Genomic DNA, 13,495 nt, shown 5'->3' with positions numbered 1-13,495 from the left:
TGGAATTTTTTCCATGCCCCGGATTTAGTATACAACCCTAAAACTAGGGTTTCTTTATTATCTTGGTTTTACTGAATTTCTTATTCTTTCGTATGCACCTGGCTCAACTTTGTCTAGAGAATTTCTAATAATTTCTAGAGTTTTGTTATAACGATATTCTCTATAATATTGCTCGGCAACAGTTAATTGTTGATGGAATTCAATATTATCTTTTCTGTATCTGTTCGCATAACGAATAAGTTTTTCTATTAATTCTATATCAGTAAGAATGTTATTAACTTCTGAAGCGTAGATATCTAATGATTCTTCTGCCTCAGCAACAGCACGTTTTAATAAATCAATGTTAATTGGTTCTTTTTTAAGTTCCTCTATAGCGTATTTATAGCTATCCGTAACATCTTTGTATAATACGATAAATCTATCACTAAATCCTGGCACTCTTGAATTATCTAACTTACGTTTAATAACTTCTTTTTCTTGATTGATGAAAATAAGTTTTTCACGAGAGTGACCTTCTTCTTCACGTAGACTCGTTAAGTATCTTGAATAATTAGTTTGATCTTCTTCGATTTTTTCTAAACCTTGACCTAATAATTCCACTTTTTCTTTCAAATCTTTATAATTAAGTTTCGGTTGATTATTTATATAAACATCGATATCATGTTTAACATCAAGTAACTCACTTAATTCATCATAATAGTTGGCTACCATTTCTTCATCTTTTTGATAGATTTGGTATCTATTTTTGATTTCTTGAATATTATTGTATAGAGCTTCATTTAATTTATCTTGTAATTCAAGTTTATTAGTTATTTCTCTATAGTTTTCTTCAATGTATTTTTTATAATCAAGTTCTTTTTTAAGGTCGTTAGATACCTCATCGATAACATCGTATATTCCATCAAGAATATTTTCAATTAAATCAACATCACCAGATTTAACTTTTTCGCGAGCATCACTAAGTTGCCACACGCTACTTTCTATTTTACTAGAAATTTCTAAGTGAGTTAGTTTAAATCCTTTTTTCTCCATTTCCTCAACTTTAAGTCTTAACGACTGAATTTGAGCAGGACAAGTTTTTTCAATTTCTTTTAACAGATCAGGTAAAACTTCCATTCTTTCTTTTAGACTAGTAATTAATTCCTTCACATAATTAATCTTATCTTGAGCTTCAATGTATTTTCCTGTAGATGTTAGAAGTTTGAAATCATCAAGTTGTGGAGCTATTTCTTTGATATTTTGTTCAAATTGTTCAGCTGCCGCACCATATTGATGACGTTTTGCTAATAGTTCTCTATTAAGCTCTTTGTACTCAACAACGATTTCTTCATATAGTTCTCTATTTCTAGGTTCAACTTCTGTTAATTCTTTAATTTCTTTTCTAATTCCAGCGATTCTATCCTTGATATTCGCTATTAATTCACCACTGTTCATTATAATTTCATCAGCACGTTTGAAATTAAATTTATCAATATAAGTTTCTGCACTATAAAGATCTCTGTCAAGTTCTTCAATATCGATACTTTGAATTTCGTACCATTCACTTTCCCATTGTGCATAAAGCTTTTCAGCCTTACCAGCAATTTCAAGTGCTTTTACTTTTTTCAAATCATCAGATAGTGTTTCTCTTTCTAGCTCATCTTTCATAACTAAAAGAGGGTATAAATCTTGTTTTTTCCTATTTCTAAAGATGAATAGTGCTACTACTCCTCCAAGAACAAGGATACACACAAATAAAAATATATATGTCATATATCTTCCCCCTGAAATTTTATATTTAATTTTTTACGTTTATTAATACAATAACCTAACAAAATTATACCATTTTTATCACAAAAAACAAAGTGTTTCAATCATTTTTTTAAAATTTTTTCAATATTTTTTTCAAAGTTATTACTAAATATTTTTGATAAATTGTAAAAATACAAAATATACATAATTATATAGTATCGAAATATAATTACAAACTTTCTAAACAATATTATTTAATAACTACTGCACTTATCGCTTTATTTTTTTTACCTATTGTGAGAGAATAGTAAAAAGTCTATTTTATGAGGTATAGTAATGAATATAGTAGAAAATAAACAATTATTTATAGCACAAGCCACAGCATTAGTATCAGAAGAGGACAATTTAGTTACTAATTTATCTAATTTGTCAGCTCTGTACAAAGAATACTTACCAAATACAAACTGGGTTGGTTTTTATTTATTAGATGAGGAAAATAACAATCTAGTTCTTGGACCATTCCAAGGAAAAGTTGCCTGTACTCGTATACCATTTAATAAAGGTGTATGCGGTCACTGCTTCACTACGCGCGAAACTATTTACGTTGAAGATGTTCATAAGTTTCCAGGACATATTGCATGCGATAGTACCACTAATAGTGAGTTAGTAATTCCAATCATTCAAAACGATAAAGTTGTAGCCTTACTTGATATAGATTCTATCGAATTCAATAGATTCTCTAAAGAAGAAGTTGCAGCATTTAACGAAGTTACAAAACAAGTTTTTGAGAAAGTAAGTTTTTAATTACAATACTAAAAGGAGATATACCAAAACAGTATATCTCCTAGTTTTTTTAATCTATAATACCTTTGAATCTTAGATAGTTTTCGTAATCCATCTCTTTATTGATTGCACCTTCAGGTGTTAATTCAACTACTCTATTTGCAATTGTTTGAATAAACTCATAATCGTGAGATGTGAAGAATACAGAACCTTTGAATGCAATAATACCTTCATTGACTGCTGTAATAGACTCTAAGTCAAGGTGGTTTGTAGGTTCATCTAAAAGAATAACGTTAGCTTTAGATAACATCATTTTAGATAACATACAACGCATTTTTTCTCCCCCTGATAATACATGAGCGCGTTTAAGTGCTTCTTCACCAGAGAATAACATTCTACCTAGGAATGAACGTAAGTACGCTTCACTTTCTTCTTCAGGAGAAGCATATTGGCGAAGCCACTCTACTAGTGAAAGTTTTAATCCTTCAAAATATTCAGAGTTATCTTTTGGCATATAACTTCTAGAAGTTGTAATACCCCATTTAACTGTTCCACTATCTGGTTCCATTTCACCTGCAAGAATTTTTAATAATGTAGTTTTAGAAACTTCATCTCCTAATAAGATAACTTTATCGTTAGGATTTACAGTGAAACTTACATTGCTTAATACTTCTTTACCTTCAATAGTTTTACTTACACCGTCAACGATTAATAAATCATTTCCAATTTCACGATCTGGTGTGAAACGAACATATGGGTAACGACGGCTACTTGGTTTAATATCGTCAAGAGTAATTTTATCAAGCATTTTCTTCCTACTTGTTGCTTGTTTTGATTTAGAAGCATTCGCTGAGAAACGTGCGATGAATTCTTGTAATTCTTTAATTTTTTCTTCTTTTTTCTTATTGTTATCTTCTGCCATTCTTCTAGCAAGCTGACTAGATTGATACCAGAAATCGTAGTTACCAACATATAGTTGAATCTTACCAAAGTCTAAGTCACATATATGTGTACAGATGTTATTTAAGAAATGACGGTCATGGCTGACTACGATAACAGTGTTCTCAAAGTTAATTAAGAACTCTTCTAACCACTTAATTGCACTAATATCAAGACCGTTGGTTGGCTCATCCAGAAGAAGTACGTCAGGATTACCAAATAACGCTTGAGCTAAAAGAACTTTAACTTTAATAGCATTATCAAGCTCACCCATAAGCATATCATGAAATTCTACAGCAATACCTAATCCCTCAAGAAGTTGTGCCGCATCACTTTCCGCAGTCCAACCATCCATTTCAGCAAACTCACCTTCAAGTTCAGCAGCGATGATTCCATCTTCCTCAGTGAACGGATCTTTCATATAGATTTCATTTTTACGATTCATAACATCCCATAGACGTTCATGCCCCATCATTACAACATCAATAACTCTATTTTCTTCATAAGCGAAGTGGTTTTGGCGAAGTACTGCAAGACGTTCACCTTTCCCTAAAGATACGTGACCCTGTTGTGAATCTATTTCACCAGATAACAATTTTAAAAATGTTGTTTTCCCTGCTCCATTAGCTCCGATTAAACCGTAGCAGTTACCATTTGTAAATTTTATATTTACATCTTCAAATAATTTTCTATCTGCAAAACGTAAACCTAAATTAGTTACTTGTAACATTATATTCTCCTTTAAAATTTTTATATTACTAAAAATTTGAAATATTGAATTTTACTGTCTAAATAAATTCAAAAAATCTCAAACATAACTTTTTAGAAGTCATAGCTAATTACTTTTTTATTTAATTAGAAAAGAAGCCATGCTAGGGCGATTTAATTAAAGATTTTTTATATGTACAATAATTAAACCGCTCCTCTATTCTAATTAATCTTCATCTTTATCCTTTTTACTAACACTAGCAATTAAACTCTCAATGTGTAAAGCATATTCGGCAGTAGTGTCGTATTGAAAAATTAATTCTGGAAATTTTCTTATTTTAATTTTCTTAGCAACTTCACTTTTTACGAAACCTTTAATTTTCTTAAAAGCTTCTTTTGTTTTTTCTTTTTCACGTTCTCCACCTAAAACAGTATAGAACACTTTTGCTTGAGAATAATCCCCTGTCAAAGCAACTTCTGTTACAGTAACAAATCCTAAATCATGATTTTTCACTTTTGTAGCTAATACATATGTAATCTCTTTTTTTATTTGTTCTGCAAGTCTATTAACTCTAAGTTCTGACATAAAGTTTTCCTCCTATTTTTTTACTTCTTCCATGATGTATACTTCGAATACATCTCCTTCTTTAATATCGTTGAAGTTTTCTACAGTCATACCACATTCATAACCACTTTGTACTTCTTTTACATCATCTTTAAATCTTCTTAATGTATCTATTTCACCTTCGTAAATAACTACACTATCACGGATTACACGTACTTTACCATCTCGTGATACCTTACCTTCAGTTACATAAGCACCAGCGATTGTACCAATTTTAGATACTTTGTACACTTGACGTACTTCTGCAAGACCGATAACTTTCTCTACGAATTCCGGATCTAATAATCCAGTCATCGCTGCTTCGATTTCCTCTATAACTTTATAAATTATGCTGTGCAGACGGATATCAACTTGCTCAGTTTGCGCCATTTGTTTAGCATTATTGTCAGGACGAACGTTAAATCCAATTACTACTGCATTTGATGCAACTGCTAATGTAATATCAGATTCATTAATCGCACCAACACCAGTGTGGATAATACGTACGTTAACACCTTCAACATCAATTTTTGCTAATGACATAGCTAATGCCTCAACAGAACCTTGAACGTCTGCTTTAATAATAATGTTAAGGTCTTTCATCTCACCTTGTTTCATTTGTTCGAATAATGTATCTAGTGAAACAGCTGAACTTGCTTGACGAGTAGTTTCAATATATTGTTGTTGACGTTTTTCACCGATTTGACGAGCAGTTTTCTCATCTCCAAATACTACGAAACGATCTCCTGCATTTGGAACGTCTTGTAAACCTGTGATCTCTACAGGAGTAGATGGTTTAGCTGTTTGGATGTTTTTACTACGATCATTAATCATAGCACGAACACGACCAAATGTATTACCTACTACTAGTGGATCTCCAACATTTAAGCTACCATTTTGTACTAATAGTGTAGCTACAGCTCCACGACCTTTATCAAGTTTAGCTTCGATAACTGTACCTAATGCTAAACGATTTGGATTAGCTTTTAATTCTTGCATTTCAGTTACTAATAAAATATTTTCCAATAATTCATCAATACCTTCACCTTTAAGAGCTGAGATTGGTACGAAGATAGTATCTCCACCCCATTCTTCAGAAATTAATCCATATTCTACTAATTCATTCATTACTCTATCAGGGTTAGCTTGTGGTTTATCCATTTTGTTAACCGCAACAATAATAGGCACATCAGCTGCTTTAGCATGGTTAATAGCTTCGATTGTTTGAGGCATAACACCATCATCTGCAGCAACAACCAAGATAGTTACGTCAGTGATTTTAGCTCCACGTGCACGCATTGTAGTAAATGCGGCGTGCCCCGGTGTATCTAAGAATGTAATTTTTTTATCTTTAGCACGTACTTGATAGGCACCAATATGCTGAGTGATACCACCTGCTTCTCCTGCTGTAACACGAGAATTTCTAATTGTATCTAATAATGTTGTTTTACCGTGGTCAACATGTCCCATAATTGTTACGATTGGAGCACGTTCTTTAAGATCTTTTTCAGCATCTTCAACTTCGAAGTAAAGATCTAAGTCTTCTTTATTAATTTCTACTTCCTCTTGGATTTCTTTACCGTAATCCATAGCTATTAACTCGATTTGCTCTAAAGTAAGAGACTGGTTAATATTCGCCATTATTTTAAGTTCCATGAATAATTTTTTTATAAGTTCAGTAGAACCTACACTTAAAGCTTCTGAAAGTTCACCAACAGTCATTCCATCTTTTACTAAAATAGTATCTTCCGAAATTGTCTCTTCTGTTGGAGCTTCAATAATAGCTGGTTGTTGTTTTTGAGCTTTTCTATTTTTCTCTTTTTTATTTTTTTTCTTTTTATTGTTCTTACCTTCGTTATTTGAAGATTGCTCATTTTGGATAGTTTCCTCTTGTTTCTTGAAGACACTATCAAGCTTAGCTAACCCCTCTTCTGTTAGCATTGACATATGATTCGATACTTCAATATTCGCATCTTTTAAAACTGTAATAAGGTCTTTCGATTGTTTTCCGACTTCTTTGGCGTACTCATAAATTCTGACTTTTTTCATTATTGTCTTCCTCCTTCTTCTAATAATTGTTTAAATTTCTTTATAAATCCATCATCAGTTATTCCAACAGCTACACGATTATCTCTGCCTATCGCAGTACTAATATTCTCTATTGTAGAAAATTCGATGTATTTAACATTATAAAAATTAGCCTTATCCGTTAATTTCTTTTTTGTATTAACACCACAATCTTCAGCAATAACTAACAATTTGATTTTATTATTTTTTAAATTCTTTGTAATTAAATCTTCACCTGTAATAAGTTTACCTGCCCTTTGCATTAAACCTAATAAATTATATACTTTTATCATTATTTCTGTGGAATTGACTTTCTATAAATTAATCTAATTACTTCGTTATAGATAGGCTCCATAATTTCCGGTGACGTTGAGAAAAATTTCTCTAGTTGTTTCTTCTCTTGTGCAGCTTTTATAACTTCTAGGTCAGCTACAACATATGCTCCACGCCCAGCTTTTTTCCCAGTTGGATCTACAGAGATTTCGCCTTCTTTATTCTTTACAATTCTTAATAAATCTTTTTTAGCAAACATCTCGTTTGTTAGAATGCATTTTCTTGTTGGTACTTTTCTTTTCTTCATAATCAATACCTCACTATTCAGCAGCTTTTATGTCGATTTTCCAACCTGTTAATTTAGCAGCTAGACGAACATTCTGACCTTTTTTACCAATTGCTAGTGAAAGTTGATCATCTTTAACTTTTACATTTGCAATTTTTTCTTCTTCATCAATTAAGATTTCTTCAACTTTAGCCGGTGCTAACGCATTAGTGATAAATTTAACAGGATCAGCATCCCAAGTAATAATATCAATTTTTTCACCGTTTAATTCTTCAACTATACGATTAACACGTTCTCCTTTATTACCAACACAAGCCCCTACAGGATCAATATTTTTATCTTCAGCAAAAACTGCTAATTTAGTTCTTTCTCCAGCTTCACGTGATACACTCTTAATTTCAACAGTACCACTATAAATTTCAGGGACTTCGATTTCGAATAATCTTCTGATAAATTCTGGATGAGATCTTGAAGCTAATACATGTGGTTTACTTCCACGAGTTGGGTTATCAACTTTAGCTATATACACTTTAATTGGAGTTTGAGGAACATAAGTTTCTCCTTTAACTCTCTCATTTTCACCAAGAATAGCTTCTATTTTTCCAAGCTTAACATATACGTATCTAGTATCAATTCTATCTATAGTACCAGAAAGAATTTCACCTTCATGTTCAATATATTCTTTATAAAGAATTTCTTTTTCAGCTTCACGAAGTCTTTGTAATAATGCTTGTTTAGCAGCTTGTGCACCAACACGACCAAAATCGCTTGGTAAATCAACAACTTCATAAATATCTCCTACTTCATATGCAGGATTGATTTTCAAAGCATCTTCTAATGCAAACTCAATTCTATCATCATAAACTTCTTCTACAACATCTTTTCTAATGATAAATTTATAATCACCTGTAGCTCTGTTGAAATCTACTCGTACATTTTTAGCAGCATTAAAATTCTTTTTATATGCAGATAATAAAGCCAACTCAATAGCCTCTACCAATATATCTTCTGCAATTCCTTTTTCTTGTTCAATTAATTTAATAGCTTTAAGCAAATCCTTGCTCATCTTTCTTTCTCCTTTAATAATTAAAATTTAACAGCTAATCTAATTTTAGCGATTTTAGTGTAATTAATCGTTGATTTCTTCACTCTCGCCTTATCTTTATATTCTATCGTAATTTCTTCACCTTCTACAGCTAATATATCACCATAAAATTCTTTTTGACCATCAATTTTTTCATATGTTTTTATATAAACATACTTCCCAACAGAATTAGTAACTTCTTCTAAGTTTCTCAAATCTCTCTCAATACCTGGAGAAGAAACTTCTAAATAATATTTGTCACTGATAAAATCTTCTTTATCAAGTTCTTCTGCAAGTTTTTCACTTAGTAATACACAATCATCAAGCGTAAGACCACCATCTTTATCAAAATAGATACGTAGAAAGTACTCAGTACCCTCTTTAACATATTCCACATCATAAAGAGAAAATTCCGTATTTTCAGCCTGTTTCGTTGCTATAACTTTTACTTTATCTACTATACTCATACAGTGCACCTCTTTCTTAATTTTTCATTGCAATATAAAAGAGCGGAGAACCTTTCAAAATTCACCACCCTTTCGGTAATTTATTTCAATTTAACTAAATTATATCATATGATTATAAATAAATCAAATGATAACTACATTTTAGTACGAATAACTTCAATTTTATATCCATCTGGATCTTTAATGAAGTAGTAGCTTGGCGGGAATCCTGGTAAACCTTTAAGGTCTGTTACATCATATCCTGCCGCTTTATGTTTTTCATATAGTGCCTCTAAATCTTCTACAGAAATAGCAATATGACCATATCCATCGCCAAGATCATAAGCACCATGATCATAATTATAAGTTAATTCTAATTCATAATTAGATCCAGGTAAAGTTAAATATACCAATGTAAACTTGTACTCTGGAAAGTCTCTTTCACGACTTACAACAAAGTCAAATGCTTCAGTATAAAATTTTACTGATTCTTTTAGGTTTGCTACACGGTAGCAAGTATGTGCCATAGTTTGAACCATTTTTTCCACCTCTTAATTTGTTATTATAATATTGTCCATCCGATTGCAACTGCACCAATACCAAGATGAGTAGATATAACTGGACTTATTCCATCTATATCAACAGTTACATTCGAATAATTTTCTTCAATATATTTCTTAATCTCTTCTGCTTTCTCTAATGCGTCAACATGTAGAACACAAACTGTAATGTTCTCATTTTTGTGTTGATTATAGTATTCATCAAACAATTCATACATTCTTGATACTACTTTTTTATAAGTACGAATTTTTTGAAACGGTACAATTACTTTATCATCAAAATGTAGTAATGGTTTCACCTGAAGTAAGCTTCCTACCATTGCTTGAGCTCCACTTAAACGACCACTTCTTTGCAAATGAGATAAGTCATCAGCCATAAAATACGCTTTAGACACTTTTTTCATTTCATTTAAAGCTGAAATAATCTCCTTACAAGATTTTCCTTCTTTAATTAATCTTGCTGCTTTAATAGCATAATAACCTTCTGGTCTACAAGATACTTCAGAATCAAATGGATGAACATTTAAACCATCGACCATTAGTCCAGCTACAGAATAAGATGAATACGTACCACTTATTCCGCTAGATAAAGCGATAGCGATAACATCAGTATATCCTTCTTCTTTTAATTTTTCTAAGCAAGCTACGACTTCTCCAATAGCTGGTTGAGAAGTTGTCGGGAAGGGATTATTAGGATTTTTTAAATAATCATAATATTTATCAAGAGGCATATCAATTATTTCTTTATATGAATTATTACCAATAACAAGATTTAAATAAACAGTACTAATATCTAATTCTTTTTTTAAATCTTCTGATAAATATGCAGTTGAATCCATAATTATAGCAATTTTTTCCACACTCTATCCGACTATCTTTAGAGATAGCTTTTCCTTTCTTAGAATTTTTCTATATTATAAAGCTCAAGCTCAACCTTGGTTTCTCTACCCATAAGTTCAATCATAACATCAACTTTATAGTTGTGTAAGTCTAGGTTAACAACTTTACCTTCCATACCAACAAATGGGCCAGAGATAACACGAACATAATCTCCAACTTCAATATCAATATCTACAACACTAGATAATCCCATTTGTTGTAAAATAAAGTTGATTTCTTCAGGTAATAAAGGACTTGGTTTTGAACCTCCACCATGAGATCCAACAAATCCTGTTACACCAGGCGTATTTCTAACAACGAACCAAGAGTCATCAGTCATAACTAACTCAACAAGAACGTATCCTGGGAATGTTTTTCTATTAACTTCTTTTTTCTTTCCAGTAGGAGTTAAAATTGTCTCTTTTTCTTCAGGTACAACGATTCTAAAAATTTTATCCTCCATACCAAGAGACTCAACTCTTTTTTCAATATTATCTTTAACTTTGTTTTCATATCCAGAATATGTATGTATCACATACCACTCTTTACTTACTGTATCGCTCATAATAACCTCTCTTATCTACTGAAATGTCTAATTCCAGCAGTTATTCCTAAATCAACTACGTAGCTAAATAACATTAATATTCCAACTACAACAATAACAATCAATGTTTTTCTAACAAGTTCGCTAAAAGTTGGCCAACTTACTTTTCTCATTTCAGCAGCAACTTTTCCTAGAAATCTAATCATTAATTACAAACCTCCCACATAAATTTCTTACTATATATATTTCTAAAATTATATCACAGTCTAAATTATAAGTCTATATCTTTAAAAATAATGCATTCTTGTACAATATATTATTGTATCATTAAATCATTAACTTTTCAATTAAATATAGTCTCAAATTACTTATATAATTCCTTAATTTATTTATTCAGTAAATCATAAGTAGCAGTTAAAGTATTTCTCATTAACATAGTAATCGTTAATGGTCCTACCCCTCCTGGAACTGGTGAAATGTATGCTACTTTATCTAAAAATTCATCTAGATTTACATCACCTACTAATTTACCATCTTTATAATTATTACCTACATCGATAATTGTACATGTTGGTTTAACTTTTTCTTTTCCACTTAAGAAATGAGCGACACCTACACAGCTCACTATAATATCCGCTTGTTCAATTAATGATTCCAGGTTCTTAGTTCTAGAATGCGCAGTAATTACCGTTGCATTATTTTGAAGTAGTAAAGTTGATATAGGTTTTCCTACAATATTACTTCTTCCAATTACTAATGCTAGTTTTCCAGAAATTTCTTCTCCAGTAGATTTTATCATTTCTAAAATTCCTAATGGTGTACACGGGATAAGTTTAGCTTCACCAATAACCAGTTTACCAACATTTACAGGATGAAAACCATCAACATCTTTAAGTACACTAACAGCATTCAAAACTTTTTCCTCATCTATATGTTTAGGTAAAGGTAATTGTACTAGGATCCCATGAACCTTATCATCTGTATTTAATTTTTTAATTTCATTTAGTAAATCATCAGTAGTAATCTCTTCTGGTAATTCTATTTTTACAGAATTTATATTATTTTCTAAACAAGCTTTATGTTTTGAATTTACATAACTTCTTGAAGCTTTATTATCTCCAACTAATACTACAGCAAGTGTTGGTTCAACACCTTTTTCTCTTAATACAGCTGCTTCATTTTTTATTTCTTCTCGCAACTTCTTTGCAAGCTCAGTTCCACTAATGATTTTTGTCATTCTTTGTTCCCCTTTTAAATTTCAATTTCAATTTCGATTGATTTTCTGTCCCATTTATTAACCTTGATATATTCTTTTTGTGTACATAAATAACAAATACACACATGACTATCATTATCCACTTATCAATACCTGATTCAAAAATACTTAAGTATCCAATAGCAGTTATACTCATTAAGATACTTCCCAAAGAAACATATCCTGTTAAGAATAACGTTGTAAAGAATATTACCAATAATAATAAACTCAACATAGGATATAAGAATATAAAAACTCCTGATCCTGTTGCTACCGCTTTTCCTCCTTTGAAGTTTGCAAAGATAGGGAACACATGCCCTATCATCGCAAAAGCTCCAAATACTGATAGAAAATCTACTCTACCTAACATTAATGTTGGTAAAAATGTAGCTACAATCCCTTTTGATACATCACATACAAAAACAGTTATCCCTGCTTTTTTTCCAAGGCATCTGAATGTATTTGTTGTACCTAAGTTTCCACTTCCTAATGTCCTAATATCAGTATTATAAAATACTTTTCCTACTATCAATGCAAAAGGAATAGATCCAATTACATATGCCAAAATACAAAATAATATAATTTGTGTAATCATAGACTACCTACCTAATAATAGCTCCGTACGCTGTAAGTGCAGCAAGTACTTTATCATGCACTGATGTTACTTCCTCATCTGTTAAAGTTTTTTGTTTATCGCTATAAGTAATTGTTAACGCTAAAGATTTCTTACCAGCTAATAACTCAGCACCAGCATATAAATCGAATAATTCTACTTTGCTAATTAACTTATTATTTACTGATTCAACAACATTATAAATATTTTGATACTCATCTTTCACGTCAACTAGCATTGCAATATCACGTGTAATTTCTGGATATTTTGTTACTTCTTCGTATTTAGGCTTAACTTTGCTTTCTGAAATTACTTCATCTAAATTAATTTCAAATACATAAGTTTTATTTAATCCAAGTTTGTCTGCAACTTGTGGATGAACTTCACCGATAAATCCAATACGTTTTTCACCTAAATAAACCTCAGCAAAGCGACCTGGATGCATACCTTCAAGAGTAGATTTTTTATACGTAACTTTCTCATCTAATCCTAAACGTTCAAATACAACTTCTAAATATCCTTTAGCCGCAAAGAAGTCTAAAGCACTACTTTCTTTAAGCCATTTAGTTGCTCTTTCTTCACCAGTTAAAGCTGCACTCAAATACAATGTTTCTTTTGGTTGAATATTGTCATCACCACTACCGAAAAATACGCGTCCAATTTCAAGAAGTTTTAAATCTTTTTGTTTTCTAGCTACATTATATTGTACTGTATTTAATAATC

At 31.1% G+C, this 13,495-nt stretch carries 15 protein-coding genes and 1 pseudogene; 1 reads left to right on the top strand and 15 read right to left on the bottom strand.

Features of this window, described 5'->3' with window-relative positions:
• Positions 1–57: 57 nt before the first annotated feature.
• Complete coding sequence (locus RWQ73_RS02800; RefSeq protein ID WP_314406600.1) at positions 58–1,752, bottom strand: septation ring formation regulator EzrA; 1,695 nt, start codon at positions 1,750–1,752, stop codon at positions 58–60.
• Between the two features lie 315 nt (positions 1,753–2,067).
• Between RWQ73_RS02800 and RWQ73_RS02795 the strand changes: the two genes are divergently transcribed.
• Positions 2,068–2,535, top strand: coding sequence for a GAF domain-containing protein (locus RWQ73_RS02795; RefSeq protein WP_314406599.1), 468 nt, complete (start codon positions 2,068–2,070; stop codon positions 2,533–2,535).
• Positions 2,536–2,584: 49 nt separating this feature from the next.
• Here RWQ73_RS02795 and RWQ73_RS02790 read toward each other — a convergent pair whose 3' ends face one another.
• The 14 genes and pseudogenes from RWQ73_RS02790 to RWQ73_RS02725 form a co-directional block, all read right to left on the bottom strand.
• Positions 2,585–4,183, bottom strand: a complete 1,599-nt coding sequence (locus RWQ73_RS02790) for an ATP-binding cassette domain-containing protein (protein ID WP_314406598.1) — start codon at positions 4,181–4,183, stop codon at positions 2,585–2,587.
• Positions 4,184–4,387: 204 nt separating this feature from the next.
• On the bottom strand, positions 4,388–4,747 hold the full coding sequence (gene rbfA, locus RWQ73_RS02785) for a 30S ribosome-binding factor RbfA (RefSeq protein WP_314406597.1): 360 nt from the start codon (positions 4,745–4,747) through the stop codon (positions 4,388–4,390).
• A gap of 12 nt (positions 4,748–4,759) precedes the next feature.
• The gene (gene infB / locus RWQ73_RS02780; protein WP_314406596.1) at positions 4,760–6,814 is read right to left on the bottom strand and encodes a translation initiation factor IF-2; all 2,055 of its coding nucleotides are present in this window, start codon (positions 6,812–6,814) and stop codon (positions 4,760–4,762) included.
• On the bottom strand, positions 6,814–7,125 hold the full coding sequence (locus RWQ73_RS02775; RefSeq protein ID WP_314406595.1) for a ribosomal L7Ae/L30e/S12e/Gadd45 family protein: 312 nt from the start codon (positions 7,123–7,125) through the stop codon (positions 6,814–6,816). The genes infB and RWQ73_RS02775 overlap by 1 nt, the downstream gene beginning before the upstream one ends.
• The gene (gene rnpM, locus RWQ73_RS02770; RefSeq protein WP_314406594.1) at positions 7,125–7,412 is read right to left on the bottom strand and encodes an RNase P modulator RnpM; all 288 of its coding nucleotides are present in this window, start codon (positions 7,410–7,412) and stop codon (positions 7,125–7,127) included. The genes RWQ73_RS02775 and rnpM overlap by 1 nt, the downstream gene beginning before the upstream one ends.
• Before the next feature lie 13 nt (positions 7,413–7,425).
• Complete coding sequence (gene nusA, locus RWQ73_RS02765; protein WP_314406593.1) at positions 7,426–8,457, bottom strand: transcription termination factor NusA; 1,032 nt, start codon at positions 8,455–8,457, stop codon at positions 7,426–7,428.
• Positions 8,458–8,477: 20 nt separating this feature from the next.
• Positions 8,478–8,942: a ribosome maturation factor RimP gene (rimP, locus tag RWQ73_RS02760; protein ID WP_314406592.1), complete on the bottom strand. Its 465-nt coding sequence runs from the start codon at positions 8,940–8,942 to the stop codon at positions 8,478–8,480.
• Positions 8,943–9,076: 134 nt separating this feature from the next.
• Positions 9,077–9,460, bottom strand: a complete 384-nt coding sequence (locus RWQ73_RS02755) for a VOC family protein (RefSeq protein WP_314406591.1) — start codon at positions 9,458–9,460, stop codon at positions 9,077–9,079.
• A 23-nt stretch (positions 9,461–9,483) separates the two neighbouring features.
• A complete protein-coding gene (locus RWQ73_RS02750; protein ID WP_314406590.1) occupies positions 9,484–10,341 on the bottom strand; it encodes a DegV family protein in 858 nt (285 codons plus the stop codon).
• Between the two features lie 38 nt (positions 10,342–10,379).
• Complete coding sequence (gene nusG / locus RWQ73_RS02745; protein WP_314406589.1) at positions 10,380–10,925, bottom strand: transcription termination/antitermination protein NusG; 546 nt, start codon at positions 10,923–10,925, stop codon at positions 10,380–10,382.
• 11 nt (positions 10,926–10,936) lie between these two features.
• Positions 10,937–11,110, bottom strand: a complete 174-nt coding sequence (gene secE / locus RWQ73_RS02740; protein WP_314086892.1) for a preprotein translocase subunit SecE — start codon at positions 11,108–11,110, stop codon at positions 10,937–10,939.
• A gap of 179 nt (positions 11,111–11,289) precedes the next feature.
• On the bottom strand, positions 11,290–12,141 hold the full coding sequence (locus tag RWQ73_RS02735; protein WP_314406588.1) for a tetrahydrofolate dehydrogenase/cyclohydrolase catalytic domain-containing protein: 852 nt from the start codon (positions 12,139–12,141) through the stop codon (positions 11,290–11,292).
• On the bottom strand, positions 12,125–12,754 hold the full coding sequence (gene plsY / locus RWQ73_RS02730) for a glycerol-3-phosphate 1-O-acyltransferase PlsY (protein ID WP_314406587.1): 630 nt from the start codon (positions 12,752–12,754) through the stop codon (positions 12,125–12,127). Before plsY ends, RWQ73_RS02735 begins: the two co-directional genes overlap by 17 nt.
• A gap of 7 nt (positions 12,755–12,761) precedes the next feature.
• A pseudogene (locus tag RWQ73_RS02725) lies at positions 12,762–13,495 on the bottom strand (phenylalanine--tRNA ligase subunit beta); the annotation flags it as partial.

Origin of the sequence: uncultured Gemella sp., assembly GCF_963525875.1 — a bacterium.
Lineage (GTDB): Bacteria > Bacillota > Bacilli > Staphylococcales > Gemellaceae > Gemella.
The sequence above is the reverse complement of the archived record's forward strand: the minus strand, read 5'-3'. Positions and strand labels throughout refer to the sequence as shown.

What these genes read in the sequence shown, in the direction of transcription:
- RWQ73_RS02755 (WP_314406591.1), bottom strand. Translation starts at nt 9,460, where the DNA reads ATGGTTCAAACTATGGCACATACTTGCTACCGTGTAGCAAACCTAAAA.
- RWQ73_RS02775 (WP_314406595.1), bottom strand. Translation starts at nt 7,125, where the DNA reads ATGATAAAAGTATATAATTTATTAGGTTTAATGCAAAGGGCAGGTAAA.
- RWQ73_RS02800 (WP_314406600.1), bottom strand. Translation starts at nt 1,752, where the DNA reads ATGACATATATATTTTTATTTGTGTGTATCCTTGTTCTTGGAGGAGTA.
- RWQ73_RS02735 (WP_314406588.1), bottom strand. Translation starts at nt 12,141, where the DNA reads ATGACAAAAATCATTAGTGGAACTGAGCTTGCAAAGAAGTTGCGAGAA.
- RWQ73_RS02790 (WP_314406598.1), bottom strand. Translation starts at nt 4,183, where the DNA reads ATGTTACAAGTAACTAATTTAGGTTTACGTTTTGCAGATAGAAAATTA.
- infB (WP_314406596.1), bottom strand. Translation starts at nt 6,814, where the DNA reads ATGAAAAAAGTCAGAATTTATGAGTACGCCAAAGAAGTCGGAAAACAA.
- rimP (WP_314406592.1), bottom strand. Translation starts at nt 8,942, where the DNA reads ATGAGTATAGTAGATAAAGTAAAAGTTATAGCAACGAAACAGGCTGAA.
- rnpM (WP_314406594.1), bottom strand. Translation starts at nt 7,412, where the DNA reads ATGAAGAAAAGAAAAGTACCAACAAGAAAATGCATTCTAACAAACGAG.
- nusA (WP_314406593.1), bottom strand. Translation starts at nt 8,457, where the DNA reads ATGAGCAAGGATTTGCTTAAAGCTATTAAATTAATTGAACAAGAAAAA.
- nusG (WP_314406589.1), bottom strand. Translation starts at nt 10,925, where the DNA reads ATGAGCGATACAGTAAGTAAAGAGTGGTATGTGATACATACATATTCT.
- plsY (WP_314406587.1), bottom strand. Translation starts at nt 12,754, where the DNA reads ATGATTACACAAATTATATTATTTTGTATTTTGGCATATGTAATTGGA.
- rbfA (WP_314406597.1), bottom strand. Translation starts at nt 4,747, where the DNA reads ATGTCAGAACTTAGAGTTAATAGACTTGCAGAACAAATAAAAAAAGAG.
- secE (WP_314086892.1), bottom strand. Translation starts at nt 11,110, where the DNA reads ATGATTAGATTTCTAGGAAAAGTTGCTGCTGAAATGAGAAAAGTAAGT.
- RWQ73_RS02795 (WP_314406599.1), top strand. Translation starts at nt 2,068, where the DNA reads ATGAATATAGTAGAAAATAAACAATTATTTATAGCACAAGCCACAGCA.